Here is a 17759-nt window from a genome sequence, read left to right as displayed (position 1 = left end):
AGTGCTGATCTGTCGCGCGTCGCGCAAGTGCGCCGCGCTGCTTTTTGCTGCGGACTTCTCACTGGAACCGGTGTATTTCTGTGCTCGAAAACTGGGTGGTCGTGCCCACCTGCCTGCCGCTCGTTCGCCGCCGTTGTCACACATGCGCGTCCGAGTTCTTCCGGGCGAACGGCAAATTCCGCGTCAACGCACACCACAAACTCATCGACGCCTGGCTCCTCGCGCTCTGTACCGGGTGCGGGGACACGGCGAAGTTCACGGTCCTGGAGCGGATGAACGTACGCTCCGTAAGGCCTGAGCTGCTGGACCGGCTGCATGCCAACGACCCTGCTCTGGCAGCCGAGTTGCTGCAGGATCCGGTCCTGCAGCGGCGTAATCGCATCGCCCTCGACTGGGACGGCGCGTGGCGTCTCGACACCGGCGGATCGGATCACCTGGACCGGGAGGTGATCGACGTCTCGGTCCGTTTCGCGGCGCGGATCCCCGTCCGGCCGATGCGGCTGATCGCCGACGGCTGCCGTCGTGCGCGAGCCGAGGTCGAGAGGCTGATCGTGGAGGGCCGACTCGTCTCGGCGGTCCGGCTGAGCGGCAGGCTCTCAGACGACTTCACCTTCACCCTCAAGCGCTGACCTTCCGCAGGGCCACGGTTACGGGCCCGTCCGGCATGTTCCGCCGGACGGGCCCCTTCACCCCCGGGCGGCCGCCAGCAGCGCGTCCACCACCGGCCCCACCGACTCCGGGTGCAGGAACAGGAAGAGGTTCGGTTCGACGAGTTCCAGTTCCATCACCCGCGGCCGCCCGTCCTCCCCGTCGACGAGGTCCACGCGCGCGTACAGCAGTTCCGGCGCGTTCGGTACGGCGGCCAGGGCGCGCTCTCCGACCTCGCGTTCGGCCGGCGTCGGCGTCCACGGCTCAAGGCCCGGGTGGGCGACCTTGTCCGCGTCGAACGCGGTGTCAGGGCTGAGGACGGCCCGCTTGCGGCTGGCGTGCAGGAGGCGGCCCCCGAAGAACTGGAGCGCCCGCTCCCCGCCCGCGTCGATGCCCCGCATGTATGGCTGCACCATCGCCGTGAGCCCCTCCGCGTGCATGCGCTCCAGATGCCGTACGGCGGTCTCGTGCTGTCCGGACGTGTACCGCGCGGCATACCGCGCTCCCGCCCCGGAGGTGGGCTTGACGACGTACTCGTGCTCGTCGGGCAGCGAAACCGGGTCGCCGGGCGCGAGATAGCGGGTCGGCACCACCGGCACCCCCGCCTCCGCGAGCTCCCCGATGTACCGCTTGTCGGTGTTCCACCGCACGACCTCTACCGGGTTGGCGAGCCGTGTCATCCGGCCGCACCGCTCGGCCCACGCCACGAACTCGGCCGCCCGCCAGCTGTAGTCCCAGGTGGACCGGATGACGACGAGGTCGTACCCGGCCCAGTCGACATCACCGTCGTCCCAGAACACGGCCTCCGCCTCGGCCCCGGCCGCACGCAGCGCCGCCACCAGCACGGGCAGGTCGGCGTCCTTGCTGGGCGCGGGCCGGGGGTCGTAGGTGGCAAGGGCTACTCGGGGCACGGCGGATTCCTTTCGCATGACGTATGGCTCGACCGGCAGCCTAGAGAAGCTGTCCTGCAATGAACGTGCGGGGCGCGTCCTGTTCCCCGTGAACTGGAACGCTACGCGGAGGGTGCCGGTTTCGATGTCCTGGACATGAGGGACGGCGCAGATGGAGGGCTCACCGGCCCGACCGCGTACACAGTGGCCCGATACGTCCAGAGGTGAAGGTGGGGCGGAAGACGGGGCCAATGCCCGCTGCCCGCGCCCCTGTCGGCCTGCATTCGGGCCCCGCCACCGGGTGCCGGGCGCGTGCCGATGTTCCCTCAGGCGGCTTGCCAGGGATCGGAGGGCAGAGCCCACTCCCTGGTCGATACCGCGAACGCCGCCGGTGGCCCGGACAACGTCAGTTGTGTGGTGGCGGACGTGGTGGAGGCCGCGGACCGGGTCGTCGTCGGCCGGTCAGCGTGAGGTCAGTCGCTGGAGCAGCCCCCAGGTGAACTCGGCCACCACCTCCCGCCGTACGCCCTCCGCGTCCGGGGCCGTGAACGCCAGGCCCCAGCGGGTCGGGGCCGTGCCCTCCAGGGGGCGGGCCGGGGGGAAGGCGCGGGCCGCCTCGTCGACCGTGCAGGACCAGGGGGTGAGGTCGGCGAGGGTGCGCAGGGTGGGGGCGGGGGCGTCCGGCGCGCGGATCAGCCATTCGTTCCAGACCGCGCCGGTCGGGGAGAGGAGCACCTCGAAGCGCAGGTCCGGCCAGAGGGGGACCGGCCAGAGCCAGGCCTCGCACTCCAGGTCGCCGACCTTGCGGGTGAGGACGGATTCCGGGGTGCCGAGGACCGAGCGGTACCGGGAGGCGGCGGCACGGGACCGCGGCGCGCGGACCATGGCCTGCCAGCGCTTGTTGGCCTCCCGCATGTCGGTGATCGAGACGCCCAGGGTGTGCCGGGCGTCCTCCACCGGGCCGGGGTTGTGGTCGGCCATGCGGCGCAGCAGAACGAGCTGGAAGTCGTGGACGGTGAAGGGGCTAGCCGGGGGCTTTCCGGAGGGCATGATCCCCATCGTCCCCCACCGCACTGACACCGGGGCGGCGGCCGTCGGGGAGGAAGAGGACCGAGTTGACGTACCGAGGGCGGTTCAGGAAGGGCAGGACCCGGCGCAACAGGCCCTGGGAGACCACGTACGAGGCGGTCTCCTGGTGTGCCTCCAGCGGGAAGCCGGCGAGGGGGACCCAGGTGGCGCGGGGCAGCACCCAGCCGTCGTAGCCGAGCAGGGACAGATAGGTCACCACCGGGCCGACGGGCTGGATCCGGGACTCCAGTTCGACGAAGAGGGCGGGCCGGTCGCGGGCGAGGACGCCCGTGGCCCCGCGCAGCACCGCCAGCTCGCTCCCGTCCACGTCGATCTTGATGAAGCCGACGTCCTTCAGGCCCAGTTCGTCCAGCGTGACGCAGCGGACGTCCACCGCCCGGCCGTGGATGTCCCGCCGGACCAGGGAGGACACCCCGCGGTCACCCGCGTCGTCCGGCGGCAGCCACAGCCGGGCGGTGCCCGGACGGTCCGCGGCGGCGGCCTGTACGACACGGACGTTCGCCGGGGCCGCCGAGGTCAGCAGCCGGGCCAGATGGGGCACCGGTTCGACGGTGACCACGCGCTGTGCCCGTCCGGCCAGCCGTCGCGTCCACGGCCCGTACCAGCCGCCCACGTCCACCGCCGTCCCGCAGTCCGCCGGGCACAGGTCGGCGAGGCGTGCCAACTCGGGCTCGAAGCGCGGGTAGACGGCCCGGGCCGCGGCCGCGACCAGGCGGGTGGGCAGATGGGGGGCCACTCTCGCCGCCCAGGTGCGAGCCGGTCCGGTCATGGAGTCGTCCCGGGGGTCTGGGGGGAAGCCCCGGTGCAGCGCGACAGGAAGTCCTCGTGCTCGTCGTCCGTCACCTGCTCCCCGGAGGACGGCAGCAGCTGCGGGATGCCGTCGACGATGGGATAGCGGCGGCGCAGCCGCGGGTTGTACAGGGCCTCGTCCGGGGGCACGAGGTGCAGGGGCCCCTTGTCGAGCGGGCAGGCCAGGATCTGGAGCAGCGGGTCGTCGGGGTTCATGGGGGTGTCAACTCCTTGGCCCCTACGGGGGCTTTGGGCGCCGGATCGTGCTTGGGCATGGCCAGCAGTACGGCGACGGCGAGCACCGTCCCGGCGAGGCGCAGCGCGAGCCGCAGCGGGTCGTGGGGCAGGGACTCGCCGAACGAGAGTGTGCCGAGCACCGCCGTGTACAGGCAGGTCACCGTCGTGCACACCGGCACGATCAGCGAGGCCCGGCAGCGCTGCAGCGCCGCCTGCGACATCACCAGGCCGAACGCTCCGGTGAACAACAGGAGATACGGATAGGGAGACCTCAAAAGTTCAAGTACCGCTCCACCAAGTCCAGTTGACGACAGATAACTCGACACGCCCTTGATCGAGAGCGAGCTCACCCCGTACAGCAGTCCCACCGCCACGCCGTACTCGACGCCGGTCGTCGGCATCCGGTGCCGGTGCCGGGTGCGCCGCTCGGCGGACCCGTACAGCCACACGCCCGCCGCAAGCGACGGCACGCACACCAGGAGGATCAGCGGGTACGGGGCGTCCCGGCTGACATGGTCCGAACCCTCCTTCAGCGACAGGACGACCATGAGCAGCGCGACGAGGATGGCGCCCAGCGCGTACCGCTCCCGCCCGGTCGTCTCCTCGCCCAGCAGCCGCGCCGACAGCAGCACCAGCAGCACCAGACCCGAGACGAAGATGCCCTGCGCGGCCGCGATCGGCAGCGTCCGGTAGACCGCGAGCTGGGCCCCGAACCCGGCGGCCAGCGACAGTGAACCGCCGATCCAGAGCGGGCTTCTGATGACGAGCCCCAGCAGCTTGGCCGGTTGCCGGATCGACACCTCGGGCAGGGCGGTGAGGGCTCGTTTCTCCAGGACGAATCCGACGCTGTACAGGGTGTTCGCCAACAGGGCCGCCGCCACTCCCCACCACATGGCCCGGCCCCCTAGGTCTTCCGCGCGTGCAGCAGCAGGATCGACGCGAGCGACGGTCTGGCGCACGCCAGCCGGTCCAGGCCCCGCAGCACCCGCGGCACACCGTGGAAGGGCGCCCCTTCCAGCCGTACGACGTCGAAGCCGGCCGCGGCCACGAACTCCCGCAGCGCACGCGCCGTGTACAGCCGCAGATGCCCCACGACCTCCCGTCCCGGCCTGCCGTGGATCGCCCGCAGGCTGACCTCCGAGAACACCGGCTGGACACCGGCCAGCAGGAGCCCGCGGTTGTACCAGGCCGCCAAGTTCGGTGTGGACAGCATGAGATGACCTCCGGGGCGCAGGATGCGGCGGATCTCGTCCAGTGCCGCGTCCGGGTCGACGAGATGCTCGACGACCTCGCTGAACAGCACGGCGTCGACGGACACGGAGGCGAACGGCAGCCCGGCGCCGGTGAGTTCGCCGCGCACGGCGTACGGCAGCCGGGTGCGGGCGCGCTTGAGGGCGTCCTGGGACCAGTCGACGCCGACGATGCTGTGGCCGGTGAGAAGCGGTGCCGCGGTGGCGGCCGCGGTGCCGTCGCCGCAGCCGATGTCGAGCACGGTGCGCCGGGTCGTTCCGGCGGGTCCGAGGGCCGTGGCCAGCATGCGGGCCTGGCGCAGCGAGCGGGGGGTGCCGGAGGCGACGGGGACGGCGGGGTCCTCGTAGAAGTCGCGGAGACCACTGCGGCGCGGGGGTGCGGTGGTGTTCACGGGGCCACCTCCGTGGCATGCAGATAGTGCTCGAACAGGTCCCTCAGATGGGCGCCGTCGCCATGGCTGAGCAGGGCCCGTGACCAGCGCAGGGCGAGATGCAGCCGGCCCGCGGTCGAGGCGGTCGTGACGGTGAGGCCGCGGGGCATCCTGGCGGGCGCCGAGAACCACACGGCGTGCGCGCGACCGGCCTCCTCACCGAAGTCCAACGGGTACGGGACACGGCCGATGTTGCTGAGCAGCGTGGTGGAGGTCCAGGGCGCCGCCGCCCTGCGCAGGCCCCGGGTGAGCGTCGCCCGCCAGGCCACCGGGGTGACCGGGGCGGTGAGCAGGCTCGCGCCGTGACCGAGTTGGGGGCGGGGGAGGGATTTGAGGGCGCGTGTGCGGTCTGCCGTGCGGCGCAGGAACTCGGGCATGTCGTCTTCGTCGGTCGGCAACTCGGCCGGTGCGAAAGGGACTTCTACCAGGCGAGTGCCGTTTCCTATCGGCATCGTCGTGTCCCTGGGGCGGTCGTCGACGGGCATGGTGATGCGGAGGGGGCGGGGGGCTTCTCCGTGTTCCCTGTTCCAGTGGGCGATCGTCAGGGCGGTGGTGACCATGAGCTGGTCGTTGACCGTGTAGGGGGAGCCCTTGGGGCGGTGGGGGAGGGGGAGTTCGGTGACGAGGAGGCCGTTGCCGGGGGATTTCTCGGGGGCGCCGGGCGCCACGCGGGCCGGGCGGGTCCAGTTGGAGGGGGTGTTGTCGGGGGGTGCGGGGGGGTCTTGGGCGCGGGTGGGGGCTGATGCCGGGGCGTTGTCCTTGCCGCCGTAGATTTCGGCGGTTGTGGCGATTATGCGGAGGCAGGCGGGGCCGTCCAACGCGGTGTGGTTGATGGTGAGGAAGAGAACGGTTGTGTTTTGGGTGCGGCTGAGTGGGGGCTGGTCGCGCCCACGCGGCGGAGCCGCATATGTCACAGCCCCGCGCCCCCAAGCAGGTGGGTGCTGTCCGACTAGGTCGGTCGCCTCGCTGCCCTCCACAGGACCGGCCCCCTCCACCACCTCCAGCCGTATCGGTGGGGACAGCGACAGCGGGGGTGCCTCCGTCAGAGCACGAGTCCTCGCGTCCCGCAGCGCGTTCCTCCCCGGCTCCGGGAAGCTCACCACCGCCACGTCCGGCTCCTCCGTCAGCTCCCACTCGTAGCGGCGGCGGTACCAACCCCCCGGGGCCTCCCGCATCAGGATCCGCGGATGGCGGTGCAGGGCCTCCAGGAACGCCTTCCGCAACCGGGACTGGTCCAGTCGCCCCGGCAGGTGCACCTCGATGTGGACCGTCTCCGGTTCCTCCTCCTGGAGGCAGTGCCGGGAGATCTCGTCCACCACGGGGAACGGGATGCGCGTCGGTGGGGTCATGTCGGTTCCGTCCTCCCCTTGCTCACCTCGACCGGCGGCAGTTGCTGTGTCGGTGCCTCGGAATCCGGAGACGTCACCGGCTCACGCACACTCACCAGCGCCGCGAACAACCCGATCAGCGCCAGCAGTTGGGCCACGTGGCCGAAGGCGCCGTCGGCCGCCCCCACCGGCTCGCCCGCACCCACCGCCGCGGCGATCCCCGCGCAGGCCGTCGCGACGAGGGCGATCGGCACCAGCAACCCGTGCCGTCGGGACGCGAGCAGGGCCAGTGCCGGGATCAGCAGGGCGAACCAGCCCGCGATCACCACGCCGACCAGGGTGAGCGCCACCACCCCGAGCCACAGCCCCGGCGTCGGGGGCACCCGCTGCGGTTCGTCAGGGTTCGGGGACCGTCGGCGCCACAGTACGAGCCCCACCAGCGCGGCCAGGGCGACCCCGCTGCCGATCAGAGCACCGTGGTACGTCGTCGCGGGTTCGTACGACAGCTTCACCACGCCGCCGGCTCCCGCGGGGATCCGCCAGCCCTGCTGCCAGCCGTCGAGCCGTACCGGGGAGAGGGACTTCCCGTTCAGCGTGGCCTTCCAGCCGTCGTTGTGGTTCTCGTACGTCGTGAGGTACGAGGCCGCTCCCGATCCCACGCTCACCTCGCGCTTGTCGCCGAGCCAGTCCTGGATCCGCAACTCCCGGGTGAGGGAGGTGGGTTCGGCGACCGTGCCGCGGGTCAGCGTGAGGTCGGTCAGGGTGAGCGGTCCGGCGTCCCCGCCCTCGACCACGTGTTCACCGGAGGTGAGGGACAACTCGGCGTCGGAACTGTCTCCCTGACAGAGCGTCACGTCCAGCGAGCGCCGTTCCGTCAGGTCCCGGACCAGGCCCGACACTCCGGTCCGGTACAGCTTCCCGTCGACCGCCACCACCGGTCCCTGTCCGCACGGCAGCGAGAACTTCCGGGTGGCCTTCGGCTGCGGGGTCCGGTACTGGTCGAGGGCCGGGAGGTAGGCCTCCGTGAGCCCCACCGGCAGTTGGAGGTCCTCGTCCGCGACGGGGTTGTGCAGGATCAGCGGGGCGGTTTTGGTGATCGTGATGTCGAGGCGGTCGGTGGTGATCGCCGGGAAGCGCACCGCGCCGTTCTCGTCGACCCCGGCGACCGTCGCACCGTCGGGCGAGCTGATGTCGACCTCGGTGGGACGGGTGGACAGACCGCCCGCGGGCGCCAGCACCACTTCCCCGATGGGCTGTTTGCCGCTCCAGCTCAGGTGGATGGTGGGGCGGTCGCCCGCGATCCACGCGGTGGTGAGATCACCGTCGGTGAGGTTGCGGGCGGACAGGCCGGTGCCGAGGGCCGCCGTGGAGTCGGCGGTCGCGGTGATGCGGTTGCGCTGGTCCGGGGCGACCTCGTACAGCAGCTTGTCGAGCTCCTCCCCGGTCACCGGCACCGCTTTCGCCTGGACCGAGTAGGTCCCCGCGGTCGCCGTCGAGAAGCGGCGGTGCAGGCCCGCCTCGGTGCCCGTGGGGGAGATCCCGGCCGGGTCGGGCACCCGGTGCAGGGAGACGATTTCGGCAGGCGAGTCCCCGGAACCGGAGTCGGAGCTCGTGGAGTCGGTGTCGGTCGGCAGCCGCAGCAGCCGGGTCACCTGCACGTCCGGCAGGGCGATCTCGGAGAACCCGGCACCGGCGAGACCGGTCCGCCGTGCCACCGAGTCGACGATCGTCAGCTTCATCCAACTCGTTGCCCCGGGCGGTGACTTGACGCTCTGCGTCGATCCGTCCGCCCGCAGGAGACTGGTCCGCGACCCGTTCTCCGTCTGCACCCGCACCCTGGTCGCCGCCGACCGCACGCTCTCCTGCGGCAACGGCGTCACTTTGAACGACGAGGGCATGTCGTAGGCGCGGTCCGAGAAGCCGATCCGCAGCCACTGTCCGTCCGGGGAGCCCGCCACGCCCTCCGCCCACGCGGTGTCCGGGTTGCCGTCGAAGGCGTTGACCGGGTCGAACTGCGGGAGATGGAACAGCCAGTTGCCGTACGACGACGCCGTCACCGAGCGGGCGCCGCGCAGTTCGGCCACCGTCTGGTGGTCGAGGCCCTTCGCGGGCAGGATCTGGTGCGGTTTCTCACCGGCGTCCTGGGCGGCCCCGGAGGCGTTGCGCTCGTCGCTGGTGTACGTGTAAGACGTGTTCGCGTTGACGAGCCCGAACCGGGTGTCCGCGCGCCGCAGTCCGTCGCCGGTGATCTGGAGCGACGGGGTGCCGAGACCCGGATGGTTGTCGCCGGTCAACACCGTTGCCCGGCCCCGCAGTTCGGTCGCCAGCGGAAGCAGGGACTCGGGGCCGCCGGACACCTGGGCCGTGTCGGCGACCGGCAGGAGTCCGGCCTGTCCGGGCCGGGGTACGCCCGAGGACTCCACCGGCCGGAAGATCTCCACCGCCCGCTGCCTCGGGTACAGCCCCTCGATCTGCAGCGGGGTGTCGTGCGCGATCACGCCGCCCGTCATGAGCGGCCCGAGACCCGTCACCCGCTCGTAGCCGGACTGTTCGAGGGCCCGCTTGACGACCGACGACGACACGGCGCCGATCTGGTCCGGGTCGAGATCGTTGCGGACGACGACGTAGTAGACGCCGGCCCGGCTCAGGTAGTCGGCCAGTCCCGGGATCTCGCCGCCCGTCATCAGCGCCTGCTCGACCGCGTCCATGGCGCGCCGGTTGCCGGGGGTGCCGAAGGGCACGTAGTCGCGTTGCGCCCAGCGGGACTCGGCGAGCACGTCGAGGGGCTGGTCGATGGGGGAGCCCCAGGTGTAGATGCCGTGCGCGGTCGCGGGGACGACGAGGGCACGGGAGTCGGGGGAGTACTTGTCCAGCCAGTCGGCCGTGGTGTGCCAGTACTTGGGCAGCTCCTGGAAGGAACCCGGGTTCAGGATCGAGCCGTTGAGATACGGCCACAGCAGCCCGGGCAGGACCAGGACGACCGCGGCCAGGGGGGCGTACCTGCGGCTTCTGACCTCCCGCGCCCCGCGCGGTTCGGATGCCACCCCCACCAGGTGGGCGAGGCCAAGGACCAGCGCGAGCGCCAGCCCCGGCTGGAACTTGTAGATGTTGCGGAAGGGGGCGAGGCCGCCGTTCAGCCAGTCCTGCACGAGCCCGTGGAAGGGGGCGCCGAACGCGCCGCCGTACCCCGCGAGCAGTACCAGCACGGCCGTCAGCACGGTCAGCACCAGCCATCGCCGCTCCGGCATGTCCCGCCGGGCGAAGCCCGCGAGACCGAGGCCGGCCGCGAACGCCGAACACAGGATGACGATCACCGAGGACGCCACGGTCCACCCGGCCGGCAGCCACGCCTCCCCCAGGTGCAGATAGGCGACCCAGTTCCCGCCGCCGCGCAGGGCCTCGGTCGCGGACATCGTCTCGGTGGTGGTCCGCGCGTTCTCGACGTACGGCAGGAAGTTCTCGCCGTAGAACCCGAGGAGCAGCAGGGGGATGACCCACCAGGCGGTCGCCAGGATCACGCCCGGCACCCACCAGGCGATCAGCTTGCGCTGCCGTGGGCCGGGCGGCCGGGAGAGGAGATACAGCCCGACGGGGAGCAGACAGGCCAGGGTGGAGGCCGCGTTCACGCCGCCCATGAAGGGGATGACCAGGGCCGAGCGCAGAGCGGCGATCCGGGCGCTGTAGCGCTCGTTGGTCAGCGGCAGCAGGACCCAGGGCAGGAAGGCACCGGGCAGCGCGGCAGCGGAGGTCGAGCCGATGACGATGGTGAAGGTCGGCCACAGCGCGTACGTGGCGGCGGCGATCAGCCGAGACGTACCGTTGCCCACCCGCAGCCGCTCGGCGAGTCTCAGCGCGCCCCAGAAGGCGACCGACACGATCAGCGACATCCACAGCCGCTCCACCAGCCACACCGGCAACTGCAGGGCGTGGCCCAGCCAGTAGAACGGCAGCATCGGCCACAGGTAGCCGACGTACTGGTCCTGGATCCCGCCGAAGGAGCCCTGGTCGTGCCAGAGCTGTCCGAGATCGGCGAGGAACCGCCCGGGGTCCGTGGTGACACCCAGCTTGGTGTCGAAGGTCTGCCGCCCCGGGTGCACCGCCAGGAACAGCACGAACACCACGGCCCAGAACCCCAGCAGCCAGCGCCGCGACCGCGGGCCCTCCGGCGGGCCCGACAGGGTCGCGGTGGTGGGAACGGCCGCCGGAGGAGGGGCCTGGACCGTGGACGTCGTCATGGTGGACACCGCCGGAGGATGAGGAGGAGGTTCCAGGTGGCCACCTCACGGATGCCGGGAGCCCGGACGACGGTCTCCGCGAGGAAGGGCCAGTAGCGGGAGCGCGCCGAGACGACCGTGACGTCGTCGCGGGCACGCACCTGCCGCAGGGTCGGGCCGATGTGCACGGCGAACAGGTTCTCGCCGAGGGTGTGCTTGGCGGCCTTTCCGGTACGGCGCCGATAGCGGGCCCGGGCCCGTTCGGCACCCAGGTAGTGCCAGGGCGCCCACTCGTGACCGCCCCACGGGGACAGCCAGTTGGTGAACGACACGTAGATCAGCCCGCCGGGACGGGTGACGCGGATGAGCTCGCTGAGGAAGGTCTGCGGATCCGCCACGTGCTCGAGGACGTTGGAGGAGAAGGTGACGTCGGCGGCCGCGTCCCGCAGGGGGAGCAGGTATCCGTCGGCGATCACGGTGGAGTCGGGGGGCTTCTCTCCCAGTTCGGTGGGATCGGGCTCGAAGAGGAACGCGTCGGCGCCTCGTCTGCGGAACTCCTCGGTGAAGTACCCGCTGCCACCGCCGACGTCCACGACGGTACGGCCGGCAAGGGGACCGTCGTAGGCCTCGACCTGATCAGCGGCATCCTGGGCGAGCAGCGAGTAGCAGGCCTCGGGATCATCCTGCTCGTGCCGAAATGCGCGAAGGAGGCTCAGAGAACGTCGAAACGAGGGGTCCTTGAACTCGTAGGGGCGCGGGGCAGTGCTCGATTTGCGGCTACCGCCGCGTGCGCGCGACAAGCCACGACGCACCCGCAGCCGCCTCACGGCCCCCAGCCCCTCACCGCCTCCGAAGCAACCGCCCGGAACTGTCTGACGGTCCGATGCCAGCGGAACCGAGCCGCCCGGTCGCGGGCCGCCTTGCCCATCAGCTCACGGCGATGTCCCGACAGGGCGAGCGTGCACCAGGCCGCGGCGAACGAGGACTCCCCCTGCGCGAGCACCCCGGTCTCCCCGTCCGCGACGGAGTCCCGCAGTCCGGGCACGTCGAAGGCGATGGTCGGCGTCATACGGGTGGCGGCCTCGGTGACGACCAGCCCCCAGCCCTCCACGGCGGACGGATGCAGCAGCAACCAGGCCGCGCACAGCAGCCGGTGCTTCTCCGCCTCCGAGACATGCCCGGTGAACTCGACACCGGGGCCCGCGAGTTGCTGCAGGCGCTCCCGTTCGGGTCCGTCCCCGACGATCACCAGCCGGCCGCCGGTCACCGGCCGCACCCGTTCCCAGAGTCTCAGGAGCAGGTCGATCCGCTTGTACTCGACGAGTCTGCCCACGGCCACGAACAGCGGCTCGGGCGAGCGCTCGGCGAGCGGTCCCGGCTCCTCGACCCCGTTGTGCACGACCCGGATACGGTCCCGCTCGACGCCGATCGACCGCAGCGCCTGAGCGGTCGACGGAGAGACGGCGACCAGAAGACCGTGGTTGCGGGCCGCCGCACCGGCCAGTGCCCAGTGCTCCAGTCTTCGGCCGATCCGGGCGGCCGGGGCCAGGGGCCCGCCGAACCGCATCTTCCACAGGTCGGTGTGCACATGGTTGACCAGGCACAGGGTGGGGCCGCGGTGCCACAGGGGCGCCAGGTACGGCATGCCGTTGCAGACCTCCACCAGCAGGTCGGTCTCCCCGACCTGGCGGGCGAAGGCGGTACGGGCGCGCAGGTAGTGGCCGAACTCGCCGCCCGCCGACACGACCCGGTAGTCCCGGTAGGAGGCCGGGCCGCCGCACAGCAGGGTCACCTGGTGGCCGAGCCGGGTCAGTCCGTCGGCGAGACGGTCCACGAGCAGCTCGGAGCCGCCGGCGGCAGGATTGTCGAGGTCACGATGGGCGAGAAAAACGATTCGGCGCGGAGGTGGGGGGAGCGCCGAGTGGTGCTGCGCGTGGTGCGATGAGGGTTGCTGCTGCGACGCCAGGGATGGCGAGGTGTGCAGCAGATGGGGCACGTGCTGGGGCATGGGTGCTCCAACTCGTCTCAGGGTGCGGAACTCAGCGGTGTGTTTCAGGCTGGTTGTGGGGGGACTGAGCGCTTCCTAGGAGGATGTTGTGGGCGGGTTGTGCTCGGGTGGGGTGGCACAGTTTTCGCCCACCCGTTCGCCGTGGCTACTCACCTGCGTGACAATTTCCGGCGTTATTAGAGCTGACGTCCAGTCACATCGTGAGGACGGGCTCGGGCGTATCGCGCATTTCGGTGGACTCGGGACGCCTGCGCCCCCGTACCACCAAAACGCCCCCCACGGCAGCCAGTACGAATCCGGCCACAGCCGCCCCGACCGGCAACGTCTCGCCCACCGCGCGCAGTTGGTCACTGTCCCGTTTCGCGAGCCGTACCGCCTCCTTCTGCGTCGCAGTGGTGAACGCGATCTTCCGGCTGTCCAGCAGGACCACGGCGTCCTTCTTCGCGCCGGGCGCCCGCAGGGTGCGCTTCGGGCCCACCTGCGCATAGACGACCCGGCCGGTGCGCTGGTCGACGACCAGCTCGATGCCGTGGTTGGAGTACCACTCCTCGGCCAGCACCTGCGGCCGCCCGGGCTCGTCCACGATCGTGCCCGGCACCAGCCGCGTCCCGACCTTCGCCGGGGCGACCGTGCCGGTGAACCGGTAACCCGTGTACCCCTGAACCTTCTTCGTACCCTGGTAACGCAACGTCACGGTGGACCCGAGGGAGTTGTCCCACCACTGGTAGGAGCGTCGCTGCACGTCGAAGGGGAACTTCAGATAGGCCTCGCCCTCGATGTACGGCTTCTCCCCGCAGCAGTGCACCGGCTTGGTCGTCTTCCGGTCCATGACCCACCGGTGCGGGACGAACTCCAGGGCGTCGTGCGGATCGGCGGCCGGCAGCGACTTGTCGGTGTCGACGGTGGTCGTCACGTCCCACACCGCGGCCCCGTCGCTGCGCTCACTGTCCTCGACGTTGCCGCGCACCCGCTGGGTGACGGTGATGCGCTGGTCGGGGACGGTCTTCACCTGTTCGGTGTCGAAGACGCTGCCCGTGCCGCGGTAGACCGCGGTCTGGTCGATGTTGATCGGGTTCACGGCCGCGCGTGGAGTCACGTACCAGGCGAGCAGTGGCGCCAGTACCAGCAGAAACGTGCCGAGTCCCAGCAGAATCAGGGAGATTGGAGAGGCAGTACGGCGCATCCGGACACTCCAGGGGCGTGAGTTGACGGAGTTCGGGTCGCTCTTCGAGCGGGGAACCGTAGGCGTCTCTTGACGGAGTGTCAATGTCTTGACGGGGCATCAGTGTCTTGCCGACACTGGGCCGACAGGCAGGTGGGTACCGGATGGGATTCCGGGTCGGGCTCCGGGTGGGGAAGTACACCGGACCGAGCCGCTCGAGAGAGGCTGCCCCTGCGATGTCCAGACTGCTCGCCGCCGCACTGACCGTCGTCGCCGCCGCATTGCTCGCCCTCGGTGCCACGCTCGGCATCGTCGCGCTGCTGGAGGCGACACCCGAGCAGCCCAACACACCACTGATCACCTACGAGCAGACGGACCAGGGGAGTTGACCCGTGCCCGCCCGCCCGGCAGCAGTGAACACCCGCTCGGCCTGGCACGACGTTCCCCGCCTCCAGGTGCGCCGGTTCGCCGCCATCGCGCTGGCCGAGGCACCGGCTCTCGCGGAGGAGATCATGCGCGAGATCCGCCGCGAGTACCCCCATCTGCCGGTCGTCCTCGACGAGTCCGGGGAACCGATGGCCCTGGTCGGCATCCGCCGCGCGATCGAGGTCTTCGTCCAGCACCTGGAGACGGCGGAGGGCCGTCCCACCGTCCCGCCGGGCGTCTTCCAGGAGTTCGGCAGGGGCGAGGGCCTCAACGGCCGCAGCCTCGACTCCCTCCAGGCGATCTACCGCATGGGCGTACGCCTGGCCTGGCGGCGCTTCGCCGACATCGGCCAGCGCGTGGAGATCCCGCCGCCGGCGATGTACGAACTGGTCGACGCGGGCTACGAGTACCTGGACGGCCTCGTGGACCAGTCGGTCCGCGGCTACGCCGAGGCGGCCGCACGCCAGGCGGGCGAACGCCTGCGCCTGCAGCGCCGCCTGATGGAGTTACTGCTGGCCGAACGCCACCGGGGCGACCCCGTGGACGCCCTCACCGAACGCGCGGCCCGCATCGGCTGGCCGCTGCCCGAGAAGGTGGCGGTGGGCGTCCTGATCCGCCCGGCCCGGGAGGCGGTGGCCCCCGCGGTGGGCCAGGGAGTCCTCCTGGACATGGACTACGAACAGCCCCGCATGGTCGTACCGGAGCCGGACGCGGCGGGCCGCCACGAACTCCTGCACCGGGCCCTGACCGGCTGGGCCGGCGCGATCGGCCCCCCGGTCCCCCTCGCCGACGCGGCGAAGTCGCTCCGCTGGGCCGAGGCCGCAGTACGCCTGATGGAACGCGCCCTGCTCCCCGCCGGCGAGGTCCTCCACTGCACGGAACACACCGAGGCCCTGGTCCTGCTGCAGCCCGAGGAACTGATGGACGACCTGGCCCTGCGCTGTCTGGCCCCCCTCAGACACTGCGGCCCCACCCACGGCCGCCGCCTCGCGCAGACCCTCCTCGCCTGGCTGGAGACCCGGGGCGGAGCACCGGAAGTGGCGGCCCGCCTGGGCGTCCACCCCCAGACGGTCCGCTACCGCCTCCGCCAGATCCGAGAACTCTGGGGCGACGAGATAGACGACCCGGACCGCCGCTTCGAACTGGAACTGGTACTGCGCGCGCGACGGCTGCGCGGCGAACTGGCGTGAGAAGCGAACCGTTGCGGGGGTTTCAGACGCCCGCCCGGTCCCGCACCCCCGTCCGCCGGGCCACGGGAGCATCCAGGTGGACCATCACCGTCGTGTAGAAGCGCTGTACGGCATCGTCGACACTGCGGATGAAGCCGGCCTCCGCGTTGCCGCGGCTGCTCCCCATGTTCTTGAGCAGGGACAGCCGGAAGCCGGTGATCGTCGCGGCACCCTTCGGCAGCATGTCCGCCGGTTCGGGGCGCAGCCGCTCCAGGGTGCCCCGGGGGCCGCCCGCCGCGCCTTCCACCAGCGTTTCGACATGCAGGTCCGCCGGTGCCTCGGCGAGGCGGCGGATCAGACGCTTGGCCCAGGTGAGGGGGTAACCCTGCTCGGGTGCCGGAATCTCGATCGAGGTGCGCAGCCTGCCGGTGCGCAGATCGGCGCCGATCGTGAGCAGGCCGGGTGCCCGCTCGACGCGCAGCTCCGCCTGGAGCCTGCCTTCGCTGCACAACCGGTCGGCGAGCTGCACCCGGCGGGTCCCGGGGTCGGTGCCGCGTCTGGCGCGCTGAGCCGGCAGCACCTTCTGCCCGAGTTCGCCGCCGAGCCTGAGGCACACCTGGCGCACCAGCCGTTCCCAGCTCTCGACGACTTCGAGGGCCCGGGGGTCACCCTGGCACAGGGTCTCGTCGCTGATGCCGTTGCGTACCGGCACCCAGGCCGCGCCCATGTTCTGGAAACCGTGACAGCCCGAGTTCTCGTGCTGGAGATAGTGCAGCAGCTCCTGGAGCAGCCAGGTGCGCGCGGCGTTGCCGACGCCCTCGTGCCGGATCAGCATCTGTGCCTGGTGGGCCACTTCGGCCCACGACAGATGCCAGAGGGCCACCTGATGCTTGCGCCGCCGGTCGATCTTGACGTCGACCAGGGGGCTGCCCTCCAGCGCCACGTCGTTCGACAGCGTGATCACGGCCTCGTAGCCGCGCCGGGCGGCGATGTCCATGTAGGCCTGCACCTGGTCGGCCTTGAGGGCGTTGCCGTTGGTCTTGGTCTCGACGAGGGCCGTCCACAGCTTGCCGGCCCGCTCGATGCGGATCACTCCGTCGGGCCGCCGGGGGGTGTCGCCGTGCGGCAGGGAGACCTCGGTGAACGTCTCCATACGACCGGAAGGTGCTCCGAACGCGGCGGTGAGGCGCCTGCCGAACCGCGGTACCTGGGTCATCACCGACAACAGCACCGAGGTGGCTCGCATCTCCCGGTCCCGGTCGTTCTTGAGCGCGGAGACGGGGAAGAGCCTGGCGGGTCTCCAGGAGTCGTTCTCCGCCAGGGACTTCGGTGGCGTGCCGGGCAGGCTTGCCCTCTTCTTGGCGGTACGGGGCCGGGCGGCCGGTCCGGGTGGTGCGGCTTCGTCGGCGGATCGGCGGGGAGTCGGGACGGCGCCCAGCGAGGCCGGGCGATCCGGCTCGGGAGCCGGGACCGGGGGCGGGCCGGCCGGTTCGCCGTTCGCGGCCGGTTCCGGTTCCGCGGCGAGCGCCGACGTGCCGTCCACGTCCTCTTCGGCGGCCTCCGCGTCGTCGTCGATGTCGACGCCGAAGTCCGTCGCCAGCCCCGCCAGTCCCGAGTCGTAGCCCTGACCGACGGCCCGGAACTTCCAGTCGCCGTCCCGTCGGTAGAGCTCGCCGAAGATGATCGCGCTCACCGTTCCGGCGTCGCTGATCCTGAACTGGAGGAGGTTGTCGCCGACCGCGTCGGACAGGGTCACCCGGAGGTCGTCCAGTTCGCCGAAGTGGGCGCCGCCGTAGCGGCTGGCGGCCACGACGAGGCGGCTCACCTCGGGTGGAACCGCGGTCAGGTCGAAGCTGATCCGGTCCTCGTTCCCGCCCTCCGTAGGTGTCTTGTCCAGCAGCTGCACGCTTCCGTCGGCCGCCACCGGGTTGTTGTAGAAGTAGAAGTCCGTGTCGCCGCGGACCTTGCCGTCCGGGCCCAGCAATAAGACGGAGACGTCCGCGTCACCGTCGCCGGTCGGGCTGCTCCAGCCCAGGCTCACGATCACCGAACCGGTGTTCTCACTCAGGGCCGACAGGGCAGTGTTCGACCCCTTGGTCATTTCGTGCACGAGATCCC

At 71.2% G+C, this 17759-nt stretch carries 15 protein-coding genes; 3 read left to right on the top strand and 12 right to left on the bottom strand.

Translation table 11 applies throughout. The annotated features are described in order from the left end of the window. Window positions 1–80 precede the first annotated feature (80 nt). The gene (locus tag ACFYRX_RS28020; RefSeq protein ID WP_389105201.1) at window positions 81–629 is read left to right on the top strand and encodes a DUF1062 domain-containing protein; all 549 of its coding nucleotides are present in this window, start codon (window positions 81–83) and stop codon (window positions 627–629) included. 57 nt (window positions 630–686) lie between these two features. On the opposite strand, the gene ACFYRX_RS28015 is transcribed toward ACFYRX_RS28020, so the two are convergent. From ACFYRX_RS28015 to ACFYRX_RS27965, 11 genes are all read right to left on the bottom strand, one after another. Beyond that, window positions 687–1559, bottom strand: coding sequence for a RimK family alpha-L-glutamate ligase (locus tag ACFYRX_RS28015; RefSeq protein WP_389105198.1), 873 nt, complete (start codon window positions 1557–1559; stop codon window positions 687–689). A gap of 441 nt (window positions 1560–2000) precedes the next feature. Next, window positions 2001–2588, bottom strand: a complete 588-nt coding sequence (locus tag ACFYRX_RS28010; protein ID WP_389105196.1) for a hypothetical protein — start codon at window positions 2586–2588, stop codon at window positions 2001–2003. Next, window positions 2563–3396: an FkbM family methyltransferase gene (locus ACFYRX_RS28005; RefSeq protein WP_389105193.1), complete on the bottom strand. Its 834-nt coding sequence runs from the start codon at window positions 3394–3396 to the stop codon at window positions 2563–2565. Before ACFYRX_RS28005 ends, ACFYRX_RS28010 begins: the two co-directional genes overlap by 26 nt. Further along, entirely contained in the window at window positions 3393–3632 is a 240-nt protein-coding gene (locus ACFYRX_RS28000) for a Trm112 family protein (protein ID WP_389105190.1), read from the bottom strand. The genes ACFYRX_RS28005 and ACFYRX_RS28000 overlap by 4 nt, the downstream gene beginning before the upstream one ends. Further along, entirely contained in the window at window positions 3629–4534 is a 906-nt protein-coding gene (locus ACFYRX_RS27995) for a hypothetical protein (RefSeq protein ID WP_389105550.1), read from the bottom strand. The genes ACFYRX_RS28000 and ACFYRX_RS27995 overlap by 4 nt, the downstream gene beginning before the upstream one ends. 23 nt (window positions 4535–4557) lie before the next feature. After that, on the bottom strand, window positions 4558–5295 hold the full coding sequence (locus ACFYRX_RS27990; protein WP_389105187.1) for a methyltransferase domain-containing protein: 738 nt from the start codon (window positions 5293–5295) through the stop codon (window positions 4558–4560). Continuing rightward, a complete protein-coding gene (locus tag ACFYRX_RS27985) occupies window positions 5292–6683 on the bottom strand; it encodes a condensation protein (RefSeq protein WP_389105185.1) in 1392 nt (463 codons plus the stop codon). Before ACFYRX_RS27985 ends, ACFYRX_RS27990 begins: the two co-directional genes overlap by 4 nt. Further along, window positions 6680–10897, bottom strand: coding sequence for an alpha-(1->3)-arabinofuranosyltransferase family protein (locus tag ACFYRX_RS27980; RefSeq protein ID WP_389105182.1), 4218 nt, complete (start codon window positions 10895–10897; stop codon window positions 6680–6682). The genes ACFYRX_RS27985 and ACFYRX_RS27980 overlap by 4 nt, the downstream gene beginning before the upstream one ends. Beyond that, window positions 10894–11676 carry a class I SAM-dependent methyltransferase gene (locus ACFYRX_RS27975; protein WP_389105179.1) on the bottom strand — a complete coding sequence of 261 codons (783 nt, stop codon included), beginning with the start codon at window positions 11674–11676 and terminating at the stop codon, window positions 10894–10896. Before ACFYRX_RS27975 ends, ACFYRX_RS27980 begins: the two co-directional genes overlap by 4 nt. A 23-nt stretch (window positions 11677–11699) precedes the next feature. Then, the gene (locus ACFYRX_RS27970) at window positions 11700–12884 is read right to left on the bottom strand and encodes a glycosyltransferase family 4 protein (protein ID WP_389105176.1); all 1185 of its coding nucleotides are present in this window, start codon (window positions 12882–12884) and stop codon (window positions 11700–11702) included. 193 nt (window positions 12885–13077) lie between these two features. After that, window positions 13078–14067, bottom strand: coding sequence for a DUF3068 domain-containing protein (locus ACFYRX_RS27965; RefSeq protein WP_389105172.1), 990 nt, complete (start codon window positions 14065–14067; stop codon window positions 13078–13080). Window positions 14068–14282: 215 nt separating this feature from the next. Here ACFYRX_RS27965 and ACFYRX_RS27960 point away from each other — a divergent pair, with 215 nt between their 5' ends. Next, entirely contained in the window at window positions 14283–14435 is a 153-nt protein-coding gene (locus tag ACFYRX_RS27960; RefSeq protein ID WP_389105169.1) for a hypothetical protein, read from the top strand. 3 nt (window positions 14436–14438) lie between these two features. Beyond that, the gene (locus ACFYRX_RS27955) at window positions 14439–15662 is read left to right on the top strand and encodes a PucR family transcriptional regulator (RefSeq protein WP_389105166.1); all 1224 of its coding nucleotides are present in this window, start codon (window positions 14439–14441) and stop codon (window positions 15660–15662) included. Between the two features lie 22 nt (window positions 15663–15684). On the opposite strand, the gene ACFYRX_RS27950 is transcribed toward ACFYRX_RS27955, so the two are convergent. Continuing rightward, a complete protein-coding gene (locus tag ACFYRX_RS27950; RefSeq protein WP_389105164.1) occupies window positions 15685–17742 on the bottom strand; it encodes a TerD family protein in 2058 nt (685 codons plus the stop codon). Between the last annotated feature and the right edge of the window lie 17 nt (window positions 17743–17759).

The organism is Streptomyces sp. NPDC005374, from assembly GCF_042872225.1.
Classification (GTDB): domain Bacteria; phylum Actinomycetota; class Actinomycetes; order Streptomycetales; family Streptomycetaceae; genus Streptomyces.
Note: the sequence above shows the minus strand (reverse complement) of the source record. Positions and strands in the feature narration are given on the sequence as shown.